Here is a 19985-nt window from a genome sequence, read left to right as displayed (position 1 = left end):
CCAGACAAAGGCCTGTTTCTCACTCAACCCGAGTTTCCGAAGCAAGCCTTCCCGAGTAAAGATTAGTGTCCAGCCAAAGCCGTCGCATCGGTTTTTACACGATAGACCTGATACGGCGCCTTATCTCGAATATCAGAAGGTAGCTTTCCGAGAACCTGATGCAGAGCACTGCAGGTTATATAGAGGTATCCGTCCGGGCCAAAACTAAGACCATCCGGCCAGCGTAAAGTCTCTGTTTTTAACAAGGTTTCTCGATGTCCATCTGCAGACATTCTCACAATTGCAGAGTGCTCAATGTCGGTGAGGTAAAGCCGCCCCTGATCATCCGTAGACATAGCATCCGTCATCGTCTTTCGCCCAACCGGTTTTACAAACCCCATCAAGATATGGTCATTAGCTTTCGCATATTTCAGATGTCTCGTCGGCAGTGAATACAACATATCCCCACTGACAGAAGCGTAATACAAGGTTTCGCCATCCCGGCTTAAAGCAATACCATCCACACCTGGATTGATAGTAAACAAGCCTACCAAGGTCATTTCCCTTCCCTGAACCACGGGCTCATAGGCCCCTGCTTTTACCGAAACATCATTCTCAAGCACACGACGGGCTTGCTGAGTTTCCACATTATAAAAAACCACCGCAGGGGTTTTCGCTAAAATACTGGCGTCAGAGATATAGATATACAGGCCGTCTTTGCTGATTTGGAAATCATTGGCATGAGAACCTAGACCAAAGACATCAGAGCTAAAATCGTGTTGATGCACTAATTCTCGGGTCGTGACGTCAAACGCCAATAATCGCGGTTGACCGACCCCATGAAGCCCATTATCTAATACCCAGAGTCGTCCCTGTTGATCCAATCGAATCGACAACACCTGCTGAAAGGCTAACTCCTCTGAACCTCCTGGCTGCCAATTCAGGCTTGGGAAGGGCGACACTTCGCCATTCACCAACTCCACAACATTTAAATCCGGGTGAGCATCCGGGTGTAGACTCAGGAAAACACGCCCGGATTCAGACACAGAAATATTCCCCGGAGGAGTGTCTAATGATGCAACCAGCTCCAACTGATCCGCCGACCAGATAGGATCAGAGGTAAGATCCGGATAGTGTTCAGACTCGGCATAGTTCAACCAAACAGTTAAAAGCCCGAAGAAAATGAGTACGATTAATACGGCTAGCTTTTTCATACCTTCCCTTTTTATTATTTAGATCCATTTCTTGTCGATCGATGAATCCATTTCTCAAATCGTTGGCCATGCCAAATCTTTTGGGTGCCCCAAAGACTCTAAAAACGCCAAAAAAGCCGACTGCGTAAACAGCTCGCCTGAGTCTGGTAACGCTGTCAGATCAAAATTTTCACCTTCATACTGAAAACATAATCGCCACGCGTGCAAATAGCCCCGATCGATCAGAGCTTTCGGTTCGCTGATACTTTGTGGATTAGATGTTTGTGTGGCGTATCGTGTATCACCAACAATGGCAGAACCCAGACTTTTCAATGCTACCCGAAGTTGATGAGTTTTCCCCGTATGAGGTTTCAACAAAAAAAGACGTAAGCCCTTACTGACCTGCCTACCTTCGTCAAATAAGGACGGATCTAACGAAAAGCTAAAAAACTGAGTGATAGCAGGATTCACTGAAGATTTTATTAACTTCCAGCTGCCGCCTCGCCCCTTCTCCATATCGCCTTTGATTAAACCTTGTTTCTTCTTTGGCTTCTTATCAGAAATGGCAATGTAGTATTTCTGAACGTCCCGTCGTTGAAACATCTGGCTCAGAACACGATTTGACGTTTGGTTCTTAGCCAGAATCAATAACCCCGATGTCATTTGATCGAGTCGATGGACCAAATACAAGTGCTCAAGCTTTAAAGATCGAGCAAGCCCTGTCAGTAACCCCTCGGCTTGCTGATCCTTATGGACACTCAAGCCAGCAGGTTTATTGATCACCAGAAAGTCCTGATGATCATAAACAATCTCAATATCGGAAAAATCCACGAAGTTACTGACTAATGTCACTTAAATACGATCCATTTTGGCTAATCGCTTCAGCACCGCAAGTAAGTAAGTCCAAAAACGTTGTACAGAGTGAATATTCACTTGCTCATCAGGTGAATGGGCACCAGTAATCGTCGGACCAAACGAAATCATATCCCAGGCCGGATATTTTGCGCCGAGAATACCGCATTCCAAGCCGGCGTGAATAATTTGAGTACCAGGCGTCTGATCGAATAAATCCTTATATACGGATTTCATCAGGTTCAATAAAGTCGGATCATCACTTGGTGACCAGCCAGGGTAAGCACCAAAGGCAGTAATTTCTGCACCAATCAGCTCGAAACAACTTCTAATGCGTTGCACGGCATTATCTCTCGCCCGGTCTTTCAAGCTTCGAGTCATGAACTGTAACGACACGGCATTACCGTCATAGCTCATAATGCCTAAATTACTTGAGGTCTCAACAACGCCATCAAAACGGTCACTGTTTCTCAGAACACCGTTTGGACACGTCAGAATTGCACGCAACAAATCAGTCACTGCGGCACTGTCCATTACCTCATCCGGTAATTCGGACGCCTTTGCCTTAATCAGTAAATCTGATTCAACGTAGGCGTACTCATCGGTAATGTCATCCACAACGTCAGCAAGCAGTCGTTGAAAGGCTTGCTCTTGGTCTTTAGGAATTACTACTTTGGCAAATGCTTCACGAGGAATGGCATTGCGTAAGGTGCCGCCATTCAACTCAGCGATGGTTATGTCTAATTCTAAGGATAAGGTTAGGAGCACACGGTTAAGTAGTTTATTCGCATTACCTCGACCCTTGTGGATATCAATACCAGAGTGACCGCCTTTGAGCCCTTTCACGCTCAAATTAAACGCAATGCAATCCGCCGCCACAGGCTCTTTACTCACAGGCCAATTGACCGTGACATCGACGCCACCCGCGCAACCAACGTATAACTCACCTTCCTCTTCGGTATCCAGATTTAACAACACCTTGCTGTTAAACCAGGCTTCCTTCAATTCAAACGCGCCAGTCATCCCAGCTTCTTCGTCTACCGTAAGCAATGCTTCAAGAGGCCCATGACAGATATCAGAAGCACACATGACCGCCATAATAGCTGCAACACCAATGCCATTATCCGCACCTAAGGTCGTTCCTTTTGCAGTAACCCAATTACCGTCCACATAGGCCTTGATTGGATCGGTCTCAAAGTTATGCTCGGTCTCGGCATTCTTTTGAGGCACCATATCGATATGACTTTGCATCACCACAGGCACAGCCTGCTCATATCCTGGTGTCGCAGATTTGGTCAATTTAACGTTACCGACCTCATCTCTATCAACCTGAACGCCATGAGCCTCAGCTTGACTCACAATATAAGCAATCAATTCTTCTTCATGTTTCGAGGGATGAGGAATTGAGCATATCTTCTCGAAATGAGTCCAAAGAGATGAAGGTTGTAATTGCGATAATGTCATTGATTGATCTCCAGAAACCCAACCGTGAAACGGCTGAGAAAAAGCAAATGATATTGGTTGGGAGTATATCTAGCCTTCCCTAAGACACCTAGCAAATTTGTAGCACTTATCTATTAGCCAGCTTTAATCGGATATCCCGAATAGGATTTCACCGATTTAAGCACAAAATTGGATTTCAGCCGAGCCACTCCAGGTAAACTAGCCAGGACTTTTCGATGTAAATGTTCATAGGCTTCGGGGCTCTCTGCAGCCACTCTTAATAAGTAATCTGCGTCCCCCGCCATTAAATGACATTCAATGATGTCATGGCAGTCTGCGGCCTCCTTTTCAAACTGATCCAATAAAGCTTCGCTCTGCCCGGATAAGGTTACCTCAACGAATACTTCGATCGCATAACCCAGAGCCACTTTGGATAAGTTAGCCGAGTAGCCTTCAATAACCCCTTCATCTTCTAATTGTCGTATTCTTCGGTGACAGGCCGAGGTAGATAACCCGACTCGCTCTCCGATCTCTGCGACCGACAATCTCGAATCCTTCTGAAGAAGGGATAAAATCCTTGAATTCATTCTTTCCACAGTAAATTCACTCAAAAAAAATCAATAAAACAGAAAATATTACCAATAATAGTCAAAATCGCTCTTAAATTTCGAAAAAAAATTCACCTTTTTTCATCCATACTTAATCACAAGTGAGAGGTAAAAACGCCTTAATAAGTGAATAAAAATATAGGTATAAGAGGTGAGACAAATGTTAATTGGTGTACCTAAAGAAATTAAAAACCACGAATACCGGGTGGGCATGACTCCAGAGTCAGTGGCAGAAGCCATCCGACATGGACATCAAGTGATTGTCGAAAAGAATGCAGGTACCGGTATCGGCGCAGCCGATCAAGCCTATGAAGCCGTCGGCGCCACCATTATCGACACAGCGGCGGAGGTATTCGAGAGAGCGGACATGATCGTTAAAGTGAAAGAACCGCAAGCCATCGAACGCGCAATGCTAAGACCCAACCAACTACTCTTTACCTACCTTCATCTGGCTCCCGACCCAGACCAAACAAAAGATCTCGTCAACTCAGGTGCTACCTGCATCGCCTACGAAACCATCACCAGTGACTCAGGGGCTCTCCCCCTCCTCAAACCAATGAGCCAAGTGGCTGGTCGCATGTCTATCCAGGCAGGAGCCGTTGCTTTGGAGAAATCGAAGGGAGGAAAAGGATTACTGCTCGGAGGTGTGCCTGGGGTTGCCCCCGCAAAAGTCGTTATCTTAGGCGGCGGAGTGGTAGGTTTTAACGCCGCTCAAATGGCCGTCGGTTTACAAGCCGATGTCACAATTCTGGATAAAAACCCTGCAACCTTAGAAGCTTTATCAAATCACTTTGGTAGTACAGCCAAAACCCTCTACTCCACACAAGCAACACTTGAAAAAGCCGTTATCGAAGCTGATATGGTGATCGGTGCGGTGCTCATCCCTGGCGCAGCTGCGCCAAAGCTTGTGACCAGAGAAATGATCAGCAAAATGGAAGCGGGTTCCGTATTGGTAGATGTGGCGATTGACCAAGGCGGTTGCTTTGAAACATCAAAGGCGACCACCCATGCAGAACCTACTTACGTTGTTGATGATGTCATTCACTACTGTGTCGCCAATATGCCGGGTGGTGTTGCCAGAACCTCTACGTATGCACTCAATAATGCCACGCTGCCATTTATCTTGGCGCTAGCGGGGAAAGGTTGGAAGCAAGCACTTAAAGACGATAAACATTTACTCAATGGCTTAAATGTTTGGAATGGTAAAGTCACCAACCAGCCAGTGGCTGAGGCATTAGGTTATGACTATGTTTCTCCCGAACAGGCACTGATATAAGCCTTTACCGGCCTTCCCTAACAAATGGACGATCCCTCCAAGCGCGAGCCTCTACTCGCGCTTTTTCATGTTCTAAAACCAGCACCCACCTGATATTTGGCTACACTCTGACAGTGACGTTATCATCGATTTAATCACAGCAAACTAGGGATAAGTTATGAAAACACGCGCAGCAATAGCCTGGCAGGCAGGACAACCATTAACCATTGAAGAAGTCGATCTGGAAGGACCGAAAGCAGGGGAAGTCATGGTTAAACTCTCCGCTACCGGTGTCTGTCACACGGATACATTTACCTTAAGTGGTGAAGACCCGGAAGGCGTTTTCCCGGCCATTCTTGGTCATGAAGGGGCCGGTATTGTTGTGGAAGTCGGCGAGGGAGTAACGTCGGTATCGGTCGGAGATCACGTTATTCCGCTTTACACGCCTGAATGCGGAACCTGCAAGTTTTGTTTATCCGGCAAAACCAATCTCTGCCAAGCGATTCGGGCAACACAAGGACAAGGGCTGATGCCTGATGGCACCAGCCGGTTCTCACTCAACGGCAAACCCATTTTTCATTTCATGGGCACCTCAACATTTTCTGAATACACAGTGCTGCCTGAAATCGCGGTTGCTAAAATCAACAAAGCCGCGCCACTGGATAAAGTGTGCTTATTAGGTTGTGGTATCACCACGGGCATCGGAGCCGTATTAAACACAGCAAAAGTGGAACCAGGGTCCACCGTTGCCGTATTCGGTCTAGGAGGCGTTGGCTTGAGCGTCATTCAAGGCGCCGTACTTGCAAAGGCCGGCAGAATCATAGCCATCGACATCAACGACGATAAATTTGAGATGGCCAAATTGCTCGGAGCTACCGACTGTATTAACCCCAAGGAATACGATGCGCCCATTCAGGATGTCATTATTGATCTTACGGATGGTGGTGTTGATTACTCCTTCGAAGCCATTGGCAATACACAAACGATGCGCGCAGCCCTGGAGTGTTGTCATAAAGGCTGGGGGGAATCAACCATCATTGGCGTCGCTGGTGCAGGTCAGGAGATCAGCACTCGCCCGTTCCAGCTGGTGACAGGACGAGTCTGGCGAGGCAGTGCCTTTGGTGGCGTGAAAGGCCGGACACAACTGCCAGATTATGTAGATCAGTACCTACAAGGTGAAATCAAGATTGATGAGTTCGTTACTCACACTATGCCTTTGGAAGATATCAATCGCGCCTTTGACTTGATGCATGAAGGAGAAAGCATTCGCTCTGTGATTCTGTTCTAACTCGAACTCAATAAACCCTGCGTAGCAGCATGTAATACACGATACGCAATACACAGAGTAATTCGGGGACGAAACACCGGCAACCATAGCCTAAACGCCCCCTTGATTACTCTGTGATTCAGAATTCAAAAAAATTAATGAACCAGATAACACTCAATCCAACCTTGTCTTGATATACTCCCGAAAAACATGGACGAGGGATGTTCGATGAACTGGATGGAATTCATCATAGGCTTGCTAAATGCATTGGCTTGGCCAGCCGTATTATTGGTCGTTATTTACACCTTCAAACAGCAATTGTTATTGATCGCGCCATTCACCAAAAAACTCAAATTCAAAGACTTTGAGGTGGAGTTCGGCAAAGACATCGATCAACTATTGGAAAAAGCGCAAACAGCTTTCCCAGACTTACGGTCAGACCCAAAAACCCGCTTGATACAATCGGCCCGCCATCTTCCGAACAGCTGTATTCTTGAAGCCTGGGATCAACTTCACCTAGCCGCTCAGACTCTGACACAAAACCATTTTCCGGAAGCGAATATCAGTGACAGTACACCCTACAAAGACACTGCAAACTTTCTGACCGAACAGGAAGTGCTCGACCAGCGCAAAAGCAAACTGTTTAATGAGTTGAGACTGCTCCGCAATAAAATTGCACACGCAGAGGGTTACGAAGTGGGTGGTCAGGAAGCCGTTCAATACATCGAGTTGTGTTTCCGTCTGATCAGGTTTTTAGAAGATATGAACACCACACTTTCCGATTCAACGCTGTCGATAGAAAGTCGAACCAAGACATCTGCCTAATACCAAGACACACTTTTGAATTTCAAACTAAGGAACAACCATGTTTGCCGTTATTTTCAGAGCCAAAGTCAAAGAACTTGATCAACAGTATTCAGAAATGGCAGCTAAACTCAGAGATATTGCGATGAATGAGTTTGGCTGTACGGACTTCATCAGTTTGACCGAGGGTGATCAGGAGATTGCCGTTTCCTATTGGCCATCAGAAGAAAACATTAAGAACTGGAAACAACATTCTGACCACTTAATTGCACAGTCTTTTGGAAAGAAAAAGTGGTATAGCCATTATCAGGTGGAAGTGGTGGAAATAAAGCGCAGTTACGCCTCAGCGTAGAAGACCACGAGTGGAAATCAATATCAGGTCACTACTGCATTTATAAGAGCCCTTACAAAAGCGAACAAGAACACGAGGAACGAACCATGCGACTGATTATAGGAAATAAGAACTACTCTTCATGGTCGTTGAGACCTTGGTTGTTAATGAAGCACGCCGGCCTGAAATTTGAAGAAATCCGAATTCCTTTATTCACAGAGTCCACAGCGGCCCAACTTGCTGAGTACTCCCCATCATTGAAAGTTCCGGTACTGATTGATCAAGGCGATACCATCTGGGATTCACTGGCCATAATGGAGTACATCTCAGAACGCCACATGAAAAATACTGGTTGGCCTGAAGACCCGATTGCACGCGCCGTGGGCCGATCTTCGGCCGCAGAAATGCACTCGGGGTTCTTTGCCATTCGAAATCAACTACCGATGAACTGTCGGGCCGATTTGAAGGTTCCCCTCACCAGTGACGTCAGAAAAGAAGTCGATCGCATCGAAGCTATATGGACAGAGCTCAGAGAAGAATTCCACTCTTATGGCCCTTGGCTGTTAGGTGAGTTCAGCATCGCCGATGCAATGTTTGCCCCTATGGTAGTAAGATTCAGTAGCTATCAAGTGGATCTGAATGACATCTGCGAGCGTTATATGGATCACCTTCTCTCTGATCCGTATATGGAGCAATGGCTGAGAGAAGGTCGCAATGAATCCGAAGTTATCGACGTCGCAGAAATCAACTTCAGGAACATAGAATAATGTCATCAAGATGACATTTAGATTAAATTTGAAAGAATTCCACACAAAGACCAATTTTTGATCTAGGATATAGATCCGATGAATTGATTTTCAATTCAAAGGGCATAGTGTTTTCTACGGGCCTCACCGCAAGGTGGGGCCTTTCCTATTCTACTTCCGTTTTGTATAACGAAAACCCTCTGGCTTGATAGTTAGCAAGCGCGTTCGGGTGATCTAATGAACAGGTATGCACCCACACACGCTCAACCCCTTCCCAGTTCCAGGCGGATTGAATGGCTGAACTCAATAAGTATCCACCAAAGCCTTTACCAATAAACTGCGGAGCTAATCCAAAATAAAGTATCTCCACTGACTCACCTTCTTTAGTCAGCTCGTAATACCCCGCAATCGCTCCCTGATAATAGGCTACCCAGGTTTGATGATTCTCAGAGTCAACTAATGCCGTCCACTGCTCATCGGTCCAACTGAGCTTATCAGTCCACTGCCATCCTTCACCAATCAGCTGATAAAGGAAACGATTAAACTGGAATTGTGGTACTTCAACAGATCGAATCTCCAAGCCATCCACAGGTGGTTTCGCAATCAATGCATCCGGACTCAGCATTTCCAGATAATAGGTCGTCACCTGCTCTACTTGTCCAAGAGTTACTTGCTCAGTGGTTTCTGCACTCATTAAATCGATTCCTAAATCAACGTCATTGAACGGCTGAGGCCTTCTACGCCGAACATTATATTCTCAGCAAGCCGACTTCGAAACCAGCGCTATACTATAACGTATGACTATTAGCGTATTCGACCTGTTTAAAATTGGTGTAGGGCCTTCAAGCTCTCACACAGTGGGGCCCATGATTGCAGCCCGACGTTTTCTATTACACCTGCAACAAGCAAACCTATTTGATCCCACCACGCGCGTACTTACCCATTTACATGGATCACTGGCTCATACCGGAAAAGGTCACGCAACCAGCTCTGCCATTTTAATGGGGCTGCAAGGTGAAACACCTTCCGAGATTAATGCGATCAACATTCCTGACATGGTTAAGACCATTATTCGATCCAAAAAGATTGCATTACTGAACATCAAGCCCATCGATTTTGTCAGAAAGCGAGATGTGATCTTCGACTTTCAGAACACCTTACCACAGCATCCGAATGGCATAACGTTTCGGGCTTTTGATCAGGACGGGCTAGTGCTCAAACAACGACAATATTTCTCCATCGGCGGGGGTTTTGTGTTGTCAGAAGATGAAATCACTAGCTTTAACAACACCAGCAATAACAATGAGCCGAAAACACCTTACCCATTCAATTCAGCGAAGGAATTACTCGACCAATGCGAGCAGCATCAATTCACCATTGCTGAACTGGTGCAGAGAAATGAAAATGCGTTGCGCCCTCAGCCAGAGACACAGCAAGGTATTCTCAAGATTTGGGATGCCATGTCGGAATGCATTAAACAAGGCTGCGATGCCACCGGAACATTACCTGGCGGTCTTCATGTCGAGCGCAGGGCAAATCGTCTCTATTCAGTGCTAGAAAAACGATCAGAAAAGGTAGATGCTCAATCGCCTGGCCATTCAGAATCATCAAGCCAGTCAAATTCATCAAATCAACCAAGGACATCGATAGACAACATCCCTAAAGATCTTGCTGTCATGGATTGGGTCAACCTTTATGCCCTGGCCGTAAACGAACAAAATGCCGCAGGCGGTCGAGTAGTTACCGCACCAACCAATGGAGCCGCTGGTGTGATCCCGGCCGTTTTGGCTTATTACGTCTACTTTGTGAATCCACTTCAAAGCCTCACTCAAACGAAAGGCATCGTAACCTTCCTACTTACTGCCACCGCCATAGGCTCGTTATTCAAGCAAAATGCATCGATTTCAGCAGCCGAAGTCGGTTGCCAGGGCGAGGTCGGAGTTGCCTGCTCAATGGCCGCAGCTGGATTAACGGCCGTACTGGGTGGCAGCAATCGTCAGATCGAAAATGCAGCCGAGATAGGCATGGAACACAATCTCGGCTTGACCTGCGACCCCATTAAAGGGTTGGTCCAAATCCCCTGTATCGAGCGCAACACTATGGGGGCAGTGCAGGCAATTAATGCTGCACGCCTGGCGTTAATCGGAGACGGTAGCCACAAAGTATCGCTGGATCAGGTGATCGAAACCATGCGTCTGACAGGAAAAGACATGCAGGAAAAGTACAAAGAAACCTCGCAAGGAGGACTGGCAGTAAGCTTTATTGAGTGCTAAACAGACATACAAGGTAAGCATCTCAAAACAAACTCGGATTGCCTCTTGTGTTCGCATCCGCTCTATCACCATAATAAAACGACGTTCATCATATAAAGGATTCTCATGATTGTTCCCAAGCTCACCGATCGTATGTCTCAACTCATTGCCACACCGAGCGTCAGTTGCACCCACCCTGACATCGATATGAGTAACCTACCCGTGATTGAGCTGCTCGCAGATTGGTTTCGCCAATTGGGCTTTCAAATCGAGATCCAACACCTTAACGATGGCAAGGCAAATCTCATCGCAACGCTTGGGCAAGGCCCTGGCGGGTTAGTGTTATCAGGGCATACAGATACCGTCCCATTTAATGAATCCCGCTGGCAGTCCGATCCGCTAAAACTCACGGAACGTGATAACAAGCTCTACGGCTTGGGCACCTGTGATATGAAAGGGTTCTTTTCTGTGGTGATCGAAGCGGTAATGCCCTACCTCACTCAGCCCCTCAAACAACCAATCATTGTTTTGGCAACGGCCGATGAAGAAAGCTCGATGAGCGGAGCACGAGCACTGGCTCAACAAGGAGCACCCAAAGCCCGTTATGCGGTGATTGGCGAACCTACCAGTCTCAAACCCATTCATATGCACAAAGGCATTATGATGGAAGTCATCCGTATTCAAGGCAAGGCGGGCCACAGCTCCAACCCAGCATTGGGTAATAATGCGTTGGATGCAATGCACGATGTGATGGGCGAATTAAAACAATTCCGAAAAGAACTGGCTCAACAGTATCAGAATGCAGACTTTGAAGTATCAGTTCCAACACTCAATCTCGGCTGTATTCACGGTGGAGACAATCCAAACCGTATTTGTGGTCACTGTGAACTTCAGTACGATCTTAGAGCGTTACCAGGTATGAACAACGACGACCTACGCGCCGAGATTCAAACGCGGTTAAAACCTCTGGCTGAACAACACAACGTGGAACTCTCTGCTGAAGCCATTTTTGATGGCGTGCCGTCCTTTGCTACTGACAAAACCAGCTCACTTGTGAAACTGGCAGAACAATTAACCGGTCACACCTCAGAAGCCGTCGCCTTTGCAACAGAAGCGCCATTTCTGCAACAAATGGGCATGGAGACCATCGTTCTCGGACCAGGTTCGATTGATCAGGCACACCAACCGGATGAGTTTATGGCTTTAGATCAAATCAACCCTATGGTTAATGTCCTTCGCCAAATGATTGAGCATTACTGCTTTTAATTCCTCAAATTGTTGAAGGACGTTTTATAACGAGTGCTGTTACTAGATAGTTCAATTACTAGATAGTTCAATTACTAGATAGTGCTACTACTAGATAGTGCTATTACTAGAAAAAACTATGTCATATGGAATGTCCTTTCATAATCTACACTTGGGCTACCAACCTTTTGGATAGATAGACATGTCGGAACACGAGAAAGAACATAAAAGCAAAAAACGAAAGGACAGCCAGTTGTTAATTCGGATCAACTCAGAAGAACGGGACGCATTTATTCAACGTTGTGAAGAGCTGAACACCAGTGCGGCGAAAGAGATTAGGCGTTTTATCAAAGAATTTATGGATAAACACGCCTGATAAGAATGAGGCTATCGATTCAGTCAGCTGTCGAACACACAGCCCCAAACTGTATTAACTATTCAGGAAGCTTGAGTAAGGGTTTCCGGGAAACCTTGCTTTTGAATGTTACTGACACGAGCCTTTACTGAGGCAGCTTCATCTTCCGAAGCCATTTCAAATAAGATTTCAGCCTCAGGCTGCAACTCAGGGTATTGGCAAGCCAACTCATAAAAACCGTTGTAAGCCCAGGCGCGAACAAACTTATTAATTTCAGACAGGCAATTTCGAATAAAGTCTTCCACCGGATCTTTGTATCGTTCTGGTACCGAAACATGTGGCAACAGCTGCAAGACATGCAGTTTAGCTTCCCAATTGCTCAAGTGACCTAACTGATCGAAGACACAAGCAACTTGCTCATCACTGAATACATGTTTTTGTTCCAGGTGATGCTTGATCAGCCAAGTGGTAACGCGGTGTATATCCTCATCCCCATTCAAAGACTCAATCAACCGATTCTCAAAGTCAGGCTGATCAGACAATGCTGCATACAATTCAGATAAATCCGCAGACGCTTTGTCCGTCCACCGTCTTAATGTTAAAGGGAAATCCATAAGCCACCTCATTCTCTTGTTAAGCATCTACTTCGCACTTGCCATCCCGGCGACCTGATTGATGGCAACAGTAATACCGGCCTATCAAGCGCACTTCAATTGTACTAATGATACTTAATTCTGCTCTCAATCCTTGGAATTCAATAAATTACATGAGTGTTGTACTTATTATCTGTATTTATAACTAATTTTTAGTTCGTTTGATCCGTATTGAACGTTCAAACGGCTAAGTAATTTATCGAGCCAGACATCTTATCGAAACACCCTAGATAAATATGTAAGAGATTCGATTAAAACGACAGTAGAAAATCACTATCAGAAAAAAGGTTAACCATTAAAAACTCTATTTGTGTTTTGGTTCAACTTTGCTAGCCAGGCAATCTCAGCGCATTAACTCCTGAGTGAAAAATCCCATTCTGTAATGGTGAATTTTATGGAAGAATCTAGGATAATCAGCGCTCCCATGGTTTTCACAGAGCAAAGAAATGAGTCGTTACTGGAGCCCTCTTGTTAAGTCGTTGACCCCATATGTTCCTGGGGAACAACCTAAAATCACCAACTTGATTAAACTGAACACCAACGAAAATCCTTACGGCCCTTCATCCAAGGTACTTGAGGCTATTCGTTCAGAAGCCAGTGACAATCTAAGACTCTATCCTGATCCGAATGCGGATACCTTAAAGCAGACCATTGCGGACTATCATTCTGTGGATAAGAATCAGGTGTTTGTTGGTAACGGTTCCGATGAAGTCATCGCCATTGCCTTCCAAGCCTTATTCAAGCACCCAAATCCCCTGTTGTTTCCGGACATCACTTACAGCTTCTACCCAGTTTGGAGCGACATGTACCAAGTGGACTATCAAACCGTCCCGGTAACAGACAACTTTGAAATTGATGTTCAAGCATTCAAACAAGCCAATGGCGGTATTATCTTCCCAAACCCGAATGCACCAACGGGCCGCTTGCTGCCATTAGATCAAATTAAATTACTATTGGAAATAAACACCGATTCTGTGGTTGTGGTGGATGAAGCCTATATCGACTTTGGCGGCGAAAGCGCGATTGCGTTGGTGAATGACTATCCAAACCTATTGGTTATTCATACCCTTTCCAAATCTCGCTCACTGGCAGGTATGCGAGTTGGCTTTGCCATCGGGCATCCAGATCTTATTGAAGGAATGGAACGCGTCAAGAACAGCTTCAACTCCTACCCACTGGATAGACCAGCACAAGCCGCAGCGGTTGCTTCCTTCCTGGATGAAGAGTACTTCCAATCATGCTGTCAAAAGGTGATTGCATCTCGTGAATCATTAACTGAAGCACTTACAGCGCTTGGATTTGAGGTTCTACCTTCAGCCGCAAACTTTATATTTGCCAAACACCCAGAGCATGATGCAGAAACCTTGGCCAATCAGCTTCGTGAGCGATCTATTATCGTGCGTTACTTCAAAAAGCCTAAGATCGATCAGTTTTTACGAATCAGTATTGGCAGCACTGAAGAATGTGAACAATTAGCCACAGCATTGAAAGACATGCTTGGATAAGTAATTCATCAAGAATTAGTAAAAAGCCAGTGAGATCACTGGCTTTTTATTGAGACGAAAATATTCAGAATGGCCATTGCTCGATGACTTTAATCCATAAGGTATAGGCAATTGCCCACATCATCAGACACACCAAAGAATCCAGGATCATCCAGGATTTAGGCTTTTCAAAAATCGGGGCTAAGACAGCTGCGCCATAACTTAAGCTATAAAACCATAAGACCGAAGACAAAGTAGCACCACTGGCAAACCACCAGCGCTCAGGGATGGCATACTGCCCCCCAACACTGCCAATAAGCACGACCGTATCCAGATATACATGCGGGTTCAGTAGACTAATCGAAGCCGTCACCACCACTGCCTGAGTCAAAGAATTCAGCCCTCGTGATTCCGCTTTTAATTGTTCCCCGGAGAACGCCGACATAAAAGATCTGGCACCATACCCGGTTAAGAACAGAGCGCCCAACAAAGCAATCAACCACATCGCCATCGGATTACTCGAAATCAACACCCCCATTCCAGCCACACCGGCAAAGATCAGCAAGGCATCCAATGAACAACAGACGGTGGCAATTTCAAAGTTATATTGCTTTCGCATTCCTTGAGCGAGCACAAACGCATTCTGAGCCCCAATGGCCATTATCAACGCGATGCTGGTGGCCATACCCGTGGTAAAAGCAGCATAACTATCAATAGAAAATAAAGACATAACAAAGGCATTCCTTAACAGCACGTAGCACTTACGCATAGCCCAATGGACGCGCTCACTGAGTTTATGCCCTCACTATAGAAAACCCTGATTAATTAGTTAAATTAATCATTTTAAACTATCATTAATTTTTCTAATCTAGATTCTAATGATTTTCACCCTCTATGAAAGTTAACTTAAGCCTATTGGAAACCCTTGCGGCAATCGTTGAAGAACAAACTTTTGAAGCGGCTGCCGACAAACTGTGTTTAACACAGTCCGCTGTCTCACAACGACTAAGACAATTGGAAAGCACACTCGGTCAAACACTGTTGGTTCGCTCAACCCCACTGGCATTAACCGATGCAGGTCATTCGGCCTTACGATATTTTCAACAGGCAAAACTGCTGCAAAATGAGTTTCTGGATTCCATAAACCAAACCACAACCGAGTACACTCAGCTGCACTTAGGGGTAAACGCTGATAGCTTGGCCACTTGGTTATTTGATGCATTAGAAACGCTACTGGCAAAGGAAAAAGTTCTACTGCACATCAAAGTCGATGATCAGGATAAGACACGAGAACTGATGACCACCGGAGAGGTAATAGGCTGTATCAGCTCGGATGAGGTTCCCATTAAAGGATGCAATTGCTTCTATCTGGGGACCATGAAATATCGATGCTTAGTCTCACCCGGGTTTAAAAAACTCAACTTTAGCAAGACGCCCACCAGAGAAGAGCTTCAAAATACCCCCGCGATACAGTTCAATCACAAGGACGATCTTCAAAAACATTACATGGAACGTTACTTCTCCACATCAGATATTGGCATCAAGCATCGCATTCCTTCCACCGAATCCTATCTGGACCTGATTAAACGAGGCTATGGTTGGGGAATGGCGCCCGACATTCAAAGCCAACCGCTACTCAATGAAGGATCAGTGGAAGAACTGATTCCCAACCAGACGTTAGAAATCCCGTTGTATTGGCACATATGGAATTTGAAAACACAACTCAATCAACAACTCACCGACCACATTAGGAATTACGCCAGCAAAGTCCTGGATGCCTAAATTACAAGCATAAAAAAGCCCCATACGGACAACCGTATGAGGCTTGAGATGATCTTGGCTGCTATCAAGAAGCTCAAGCAACCTCGGATCAAGCGATCTGACTAATGACTAGATAATATAGCCACGTTCATCGTGTTCACGTAAATCAAGACCTTCAGTTTCAGTCTCTTTATCAACACGTAAGCCAATCACCGCATCAATTACTTTTAATAGCACGTAAGAAATAATCGCAGTGTAAGCAAAGGTCGCTACAATGCCTACTAGCTGAACGCCAACCTGCTCACCCATGGTAGCGATACCATCAGCAAAGCCTTGACCACTGAACACACCCAACTCGGTAGATGCGAAAATTCCCGCCAGGAACGTCCCCAAGATACCACCAACACCGTGCACCGGGAAAACATCCAAGGAATCATCAATTTTCAGACCATTTTTGATCCATGCAGTCATGAAGTAACACACGATGCCCGCTGTGAAACCGATGATTACTGCACCACCAGGCCCCACAAAACCAGAAGCAGGAGTGATGGTACCTAAACCTGCCACCATACCCGTAACGATACCCAACACAGACGGCTTACCATGACGAATCCACTCGATCGTCATCCAAGCCAAAGAACCGCATGCTGCAGAAATATGAGTTACCAACATCGCCATGCCTGCATCACCGTTTGCAGCCAACGCACTACCCGCGTTGAAACCAAACCAGCCAACCCACAGCATACCAGCACCGGTCACAGTCATAGTTAGGTTATGAGGAGGCATTGGTGTTTTACCGTAACCATTACGATTACCCAAGACAATCGCCGCCACAAGCGCACCGACACCTGCAGTAATATGAACAACCGTACCACCAGCGAAATCAAGTAAGCCCATTTCAGCTAACCAACCGCCACCCCAAACCCAGTGGGTCACAGGAACATACACAACCAACAACCAGATCGCACTGAAGATCAGCATGGCAGAAAACTTCATACGTTCAGCAAACGCACCCACCATAAGAGCAGGTGTAATAATAGCGAAGGTCATCTGGAACATCACAAATACAGATTCAGGGATGTCTCCGGACAATGTTTCTTCTTGCACACCAGCAAGAAACACATTACTTAATCCGCCAATCCAGCTATTCAAGCTTCCGCCATCAGTGAATGCCATGGTGTAACCCACAATCATCCACAGCAATGAAGCAACACAGGCAATCGCAAAACACTGCATCAATACCGACAATACGTTTTTAACACGTACCAAACCGCCGTAGAAAAGCGATAAACCTGGCAAGGTCATCATCAACACCAAGGCTGTAGACGTTAGAATCCAAGCCGTGTTCGCACCATTCAAATCATCAGCCAAGGCAAGCGATGGCAAAAGCCCTGCACCAATAAAGAGCAAAAGTTGTTTAACAAGTTTCAATGTTCTTCCCCTAAAAAACGTCTGTTATCAAATTAGGTAATCAATGATCAGAGTTAGAGTGCAGCGTCGTCCAACTCACCGGTACGGATTCGCACTACGCGCTCAAGATCTGCAACAAAGATCTTTCCGTCACCAATTTTGTTGGTATTAGCCGAGTTAATGATGGCATCAATCACAGAGTCGACCTGATCATCAGACACAGCGACCTGTAGTTTGACTTTAGGAACGAAGTCAATGATGTATTCAGCACCACGATAAAGCTCGGTGTGGCCTTTTTGACGACCAAACCCCTTCACTTCTTCGACTGTGAGGCCCTGAATGCCTACTTCAGCCAATGCTTCACGTACATCATCTAACTTAAAAGGTTTGATAATTGCAGTTACTAGCTTCATGCCTCCCCCATAGAGTGCACTTATAATTTAGTTATAATAAAACGCATCCTTTTAGGGCATTCAAAAATAAGGCCAACTTAAAGGAACTCAGTAGATTCGGGGGATAAAGCAAAATACCGCTCTAGAAAAGAGCACAAGAAAGAACCAAATTAATGCAAAATAACCAATATCGCACCAACTTGGTTCAAAATATGAAAAATATCATCACCACATTGAGGCGTTAATCATCTCTCCGATGAGCCTCTTTTGACATCAATTCAGAACCCAACATCAACATCCGCAACTGACTGATCATTTCTTCACCAATCTGTTTCTTTTGCGCTTTCGAGGTATCCAACGCATCCGCACCCTGGTTAAAGACAATGGTCACCATTGCGTGTGCAACCAAATCATGTCGGTATAACACCTGGTTTCTCATTTTAGCCTGAGCCTCAAGATGCTCGGTTAACTCGGAGACAAAATGCTCAATTTCACGTTGAATTGCCTGCCTCAGCTCCACTGAGATACCAGCTTTTTCTCGTAACAGTAGACGAAACAAATTGGGGTTTGAATGAAGAAACTCCAGAAAGGTTTCGACAGATGTTCTAATTGCTGTACCACCATTTTGGGCAATGCGTTTACGAGCTTTACGCATTAGCTGACGCAGTGATAAACCAGCCTCATCCACCAAGGCCAAGCCTAATTCATCAAGATCCTGAAAGTGACGATAGAAAGAAGTTGGTGCTATGCCTGCTTCACGAGCGACTTCACGCAAACTTAGGTTTGAAAACGCCTTATCCTGGCCGATTTGTTTTAACGCAGCCTCCATAATGGCTCTACGAGTTTTTTCCTTTTGCTCTGCTCGAATTGACATAGTACTTCCAAAATTGACGGATCAGAGAATCAAATAGCCCTTCAAAGAGTTTGAAAAAGGCAAGCGTGAAATTGTATGCTGGTTTTATAAGAACAACAAACAAGACCAGTATCTATTGGATCACGATCTTGTCACTGAATGTAAAAAGCCGCTTAATTGCGGCTTTTCATCTAATTCACCTCAACAACGTTTATATACTGCACGTCATCAAAACTGGTGGAAGATACCACTTCTTCCTCAAACGCATATTCTTGCTTATCCCCAGTTCGATCAATTTGAAGATCAGAGAAGTTATAGAGAGAGGTATCAGCTAGCTGAGTTGGGCTGACATTCTGAATGGATTTAAAAATGTTATAGATTCGTCCTGGTTGTTCTTTTTCCCAACCTGACAACATCCCTTTGATCGCCTGACGTTGAAGGTTTTCCTGAGAACCACACAGGTTACATGGAATGATTGGGTATTCTTTGTATTCAGCGAAACGAATTAAGTCCTTTTCACGACAATACGAAAGCGGGCGGATCACGATATTACGTTGATCATCCGAGCGAAGCTTCGGTGGCATCGCACTCAAATTAGCACCGTGGAACATGTTCAGGAACAAGGTTTCCACGATGTCATCCATGTGGTGGCCCAGCGCAATTTTGGTCGCACCGATTTTCTCGGCAAACGAATATAAGGTTCCGCGACGCAAGCGAGAGCACAGACCACAGGTAGTTTTTCCTTCCGGAATCTTTGACTTCACTACCGAATAGGTATCTTTATCAATGATGTAATACGGGACATTGATGGATTCGAAGTAATTCGGCAGCACATCCTCCGGGAACCCTGGCTGCTTTTGATCCAGATTGACCGCAATCACTTCGAAATCAATCGGCGCAGACGCCTTCAGGCTGAGAAGAATATCCAACATTGCGAAGGAGTCTTTCCCTCCGCTGATGCAAGCCATCACAACATCATTCTCTTCAATCATGTTGTAATCATTAATCGCTCTTCCAACATTTGCTCGAAGATTCTTTTGTAGCTTGTTGTATTCAAGCTTGGCTTTCTTTGGATCAGTCTGAGTCATATCCGGGCTTCAAT

21 protein-coding genes are annotated in these 19985 nt (G+C 45.5%); 10 read left to right on the top strand and 11 right to left on the bottom strand.

The window, feature by feature from the left end:
• Nucleotides 1-62: 62 nt before the first annotated feature.
• The 4 genes from QQL66_RS01705 to QQL66_RS01690 all read right to left on the bottom strand — a co-directional run bounded on the left by QQL66_RS01705 (nt 63) and on the right by QQL66_RS01690 (nt 4054).
• Complete coding sequence (locus QQL66_RS01705; protein WP_284378023.1) at nt 63-1193, bottom strand: L-dopachrome tautomerase-related protein; 1131 nt, start codon at nt 1191-1193, stop codon at nt 63-65.
• Nucleotides 1194-1247: 54 nt separating this feature from the next.
• Complete coding sequence (locus QQL66_RS01700; RefSeq protein ID WP_284378021.1) at nt 1248-2024, bottom strand: TIGR01621 family pseudouridine synthase; 777 nt, start codon at nt 2022-2024, stop codon at nt 1248-1250.
• Nucleotides 2025-3488 (bottom strand): aminoacyl-histidine dipeptidase, encoded by a 1464-nt coding sequence (locus QQL66_RS01695; protein ID WP_284378017.1) that lies wholly within the window; start codon nt 3486-3488, stop codon nt 2025-2027.
• A gap of 113 nt (nt 3489-3601) precedes the next feature.
• Entirely contained in the window at nt 3602-4054 is a 453-nt protein-coding gene (locus QQL66_RS01690; protein ID WP_284378014.1) for an Lrp/AsnC family transcriptional regulator, read from the bottom strand.
• Nucleotides 4055-4235: 181 nt separating this feature from the next.
• Here QQL66_RS01690 and ald point away from each other — a divergent pair, with 181 nt between their 5' ends.
• From ald to QQL66_RS01665, 5 genes are all read left to right on the top strand, one after another.
• Nucleotides 4236-5351 (top strand): alanine dehydrogenase, encoded by a 1116-nt coding sequence (gene ald / locus QQL66_RS01685; RefSeq protein ID WP_284378013.1) that lies wholly within the window; start codon nt 4236-4238, stop codon nt 5349-5351.
• A 157-nt stretch (nt 5352-5508) separates the two neighbouring features.
• Entirely contained in the window at nt 5509-6618 is a 1110-nt protein-coding gene (locus QQL66_RS01680; RefSeq protein WP_284378011.1) for an S-(hydroxymethyl)glutathione dehydrogenase/class III alcohol dehydrogenase, read from the top strand.
• 207 nt (nt 6619-6825) lie between these two features.
• Nucleotides 6826-7422, top strand: a complete 597-nt coding sequence (locus QQL66_RS01675; protein ID WP_284378009.1) for a hypothetical protein — start codon at nt 6826-6828, stop codon at nt 7420-7422.
• Nucleotides 7423-7462: 40 nt separating this feature from the next.
• The gene (locus QQL66_RS01670; protein ID WP_284378007.1) at nt 7463-7753 is read left to right on the top strand and encodes an antibiotic biosynthesis monooxygenase family protein; all 291 of its coding nucleotides are present in this window, start codon (nt 7463-7465) and stop codon (nt 7751-7753) included.
• An 86-nt stretch (nt 7754-7839) separates the two neighbouring features.
• Nucleotides 7840-8499 (top strand): glutathione S-transferase family protein, encoded by a 660-nt coding sequence (locus QQL66_RS01665; RefSeq protein ID WP_284378005.1) that lies wholly within the window; start codon nt 7840-7842, stop codon nt 8497-8499.
• Nucleotides 8500-8644: 145 nt separating this feature from the next.
• Here QQL66_RS01665 and QQL66_RS01660 read toward each other — a convergent pair whose 3' ends face one another.
• On the bottom strand, nt 8645-9172 hold the full coding sequence (locus QQL66_RS01660) for a GNAT family N-acetyltransferase (protein ID WP_284378004.1): 528 nt from the start codon (nt 9170-9172) through the stop codon (nt 8645-8647).
• Between the two features lie 103 nt (nt 9173-9275).
• Here QQL66_RS01660 and QQL66_RS01655 point away from each other — a divergent pair, with 103 nt between their 5' ends.
• From QQL66_RS01655 to QQL66_RS01645, 3 genes are all read left to right on the top strand, one after another.
• On the top strand, nt 9276-10751 hold the full coding sequence (locus QQL66_RS01655) for an L-serine ammonia-lyase (protein ID WP_284378002.1): 1476 nt from the start codon (nt 9276-9278) through the stop codon (nt 10749-10751).
• Between the two features lie 105 nt (nt 10752-10856).
• On the top strand, nt 10857-11996 hold the full coding sequence (argE, locus tag QQL66_RS01650) for an acetylornithine deacetylase (protein WP_284378001.1): 1140 nt from the start codon (nt 10857-10859) through the stop codon (nt 11994-11996).
• 181 nt (nt 11997-12177) lie between these two features.
• Entirely contained in the window at nt 12178-12351 is a 174-nt protein-coding gene (locus tag QQL66_RS01645; RefSeq protein WP_284377998.1) for a hypothetical protein, read from the top strand.
• A gap of 62 nt (nt 12352-12413) precedes the next feature.
• Here the strand turns inward: QQL66_RS01645 and QQL66_RS01640 are convergent, their stop codons facing one another.
• Nucleotides 12414-12944 carry a hypothetical protein gene (locus QQL66_RS01640; protein ID WP_284377995.1) on the bottom strand — a complete coding sequence of 177 codons (531 nt, stop codon included), beginning with the start codon at nt 12942-12944 and terminating at the stop codon, nt 12414-12416.
• A 485-nt stretch (nt 12945-13429) separates the two neighbouring features.
• On the opposite strand from QQL66_RS01640, the gene hisC reads away from it, so the two are divergent.
• On the top strand, nt 13430-14488 hold the full coding sequence (gene hisC, locus QQL66_RS01635; RefSeq protein WP_284377994.1) for a histidinol-phosphate transaminase: 1059 nt from the start codon (nt 13430-13432) through the stop codon (nt 14486-14488).
• Between the two features lie 64 nt (nt 14489-14552).
• Here hisC and QQL66_RS01630 read toward each other — a convergent pair whose 3' ends face one another.
• Nucleotides 14553-15197: a LysE/ArgO family amino acid transporter gene (locus QQL66_RS01630; protein WP_284377992.1), complete on the bottom strand. Its 645-nt coding sequence runs from the start codon at nt 15195-15197 to the stop codon at nt 14553-14555.
• Nucleotides 15198-15361: 164 nt separating this feature from the next.
• Here QQL66_RS01630 and QQL66_RS01625 point away from each other — a divergent pair, with 164 nt between their 5' ends.
• The gene (locus tag QQL66_RS01625; protein WP_284377990.1) at nt 15362-16249 is read left to right on the top strand and encodes a LysR family transcriptional regulator ArgP; all 888 of its coding nucleotides are present in this window, start codon (nt 15362-15364) and stop codon (nt 16247-16249) included.
• A 108-nt stretch (nt 16250-16357) separates the two neighbouring features.
• Here the strand turns inward: QQL66_RS01625 and QQL66_RS01620 are convergent, their stop codons facing one another.
• From QQL66_RS01620 to ttcA, 4 genes are all read right to left on the bottom strand, one after another.
• On the bottom strand, nt 16358-17659 hold the full coding sequence (locus QQL66_RS01620) for an ammonium transporter (RefSeq protein WP_284377987.1): 1302 nt from the start codon (nt 17657-17659) through the stop codon (nt 16358-16360).
• A 53-nt stretch (nt 17660-17712) separates the two neighbouring features.
• A complete protein-coding gene (glnK, locus tag QQL66_RS01615; RefSeq protein WP_284377985.1) occupies nt 17713-18051 on the bottom strand; it encodes a P-II family nitrogen regulator in 339 nt (112 codons plus the stop codon).
• 220 nt (nt 18052-18271) lie between these two features.
• A complete protein-coding gene (fabR, locus tag QQL66_RS01610) occupies nt 18272-18904 on the bottom strand; it encodes an HTH-type transcriptional repressor FabR (RefSeq protein ID WP_284377984.1) in 633 nt (210 codons plus the stop codon).
• 170 nt (nt 18905-19074) lie between these two features.
• Nucleotides 19075-19971 (bottom strand): tRNA 2-thiocytidine(32) synthetase TtcA, encoded by an 897-nt coding sequence (ttcA, locus tag QQL66_RS01605; RefSeq protein ID WP_284377982.1) that lies wholly within the window; start codon nt 19969-19971, stop codon nt 19075-19077.
• Between the last annotated feature and the right edge of the window lie 14 nt (nt 19972-19985).

This window comes from Litoribrevibacter albus (genome assembly GCF_030159995.1).
GTDB lineage: Bacteria > Pseudomonadota > Gammaproteobacteria > Pseudomonadales > Litoribrevibacteraceae > Litoribrevibacter > Litoribrevibacter albus.
Note: the sequence above shows the minus strand (reverse complement) of the source record. Positions and strands in the feature narration are given on the sequence as shown.

Excerpts from the sequence above, each read along its gene's own strand:
- QQL66_RS01640 (WP_284377995.1), bottom strand. The coding sequence starts at position 12,944 with ATGGATTTCCCTTTAACATTAAGACGGTGGACGGACAAAGCGTCTGCG.
- QQL66_RS01665 (WP_284378005.1), top strand. The coding sequence starts at position 7,840 with ATGCGACTGATTATAGGAAATAAGAACTACTCTTCATGGTCGTTGAGA.
- QQL66_RS01690 (WP_284378014.1), bottom strand. The coding sequence starts at position 4,054 with ATGAATTCAAGGATTTTATCCCTTCTTCAGAAGGATTCGAGATTGTCG.
- QQL66_RS01680 (WP_284378011.1), top strand. The coding sequence starts at position 5,509 with ATGAAAACACGCGCAGCAATAGCCTGGCAGGCAGGACAACCATTAACC.
- argE (WP_284378001.1), top strand. The coding sequence starts at position 10,857 with ATGATTGTTCCCAAGCTCACCGATCGTATGTCTCAACTCATTGCCACA.
- QQL66_RS01670 (WP_284378007.1), top strand. The coding sequence starts at position 7,463 with ATGTTTGCCGTTATTTTCAGAGCCAAAGTCAAAGAACTTGATCAACAG.
- QQL66_RS01630 (WP_284377992.1), bottom strand. The coding sequence starts at position 15,197 with ATGTCTTTATTTTCTATTGATAGTTATGCTGCTTTTACCACGGGTATG.
- QQL66_RS01625 (WP_284377990.1), top strand. The coding sequence starts at position 15,362 with ATGAAAGTTAACTTAAGCCTATTGGAAACCCTTGCGGCAATCGTTGAA.
- glnK (WP_284377985.1), bottom strand. The coding sequence starts at position 18,051 with ATGAAGCTAGTAACTGCAATTATCAAACCTTTTAAGTTAGATGATGTA.
- ttcA (WP_284377982.1), bottom strand. The coding sequence starts at position 19,971 with ATGACTCAGACTGATCCAAAGAAAGCCAAGCTTGAATACAACAAGCTA.
- hisC (WP_284377994.1), top strand. The coding sequence starts at position 13,430 with ATGAGTCGTTACTGGAGCCCTCTTGTTAAGTCGTTGACCCCATATGTT.
- QQL66_RS01655 (WP_284378002.1), top strand. The coding sequence starts at position 9,276 with ATGACTATTAGCGTATTCGACCTGTTTAAAATTGGTGTAGGGCCTTCA.
- QQL66_RS01645 (WP_284377998.1), top strand. The coding sequence starts at position 12,178 with ATGTCGGAACACGAGAAAGAACATAAAAGCAAAAAACGAAAGGACAGC.
- ald (WP_284378013.1), top strand. The coding sequence starts at position 4,236 with ATGTTAATTGGTGTACCTAAAGAAATTAAAAACCACGAATACCGGGTG.
- QQL66_RS01660 (WP_284378004.1), bottom strand. The coding sequence starts at position 9,172 with ATGAGTGCAGAAACCACTGAGCAAGTAACTCTTGGACAAGTAGAGCAG.
- QQL66_RS01705 (WP_284378023.1), bottom strand. The coding sequence starts at position 1,193 with ATGAAAAAGCTAGCCGTATTAATCGTACTCATTTTCTTCGGGCTTTTA.
- fabR (WP_284377984.1), bottom strand. The coding sequence starts at position 18,904 with ATGTCAATTCGAGCAGAGCAAAAGGAAAAAACTCGTAGAGCCATTATG.
- QQL66_RS01695 (WP_284378017.1), bottom strand. The coding sequence starts at position 3,488 with ATGACATTATCGCAATTACAACCTTCATCTCTTTGGACTCATTTCGAG.
- QQL66_RS01675 (WP_284378009.1), top strand. The coding sequence starts at position 6,826 with ATGAACTGGATGGAATTCATCATAGGCTTGCTAAATGCATTGGCTTGG.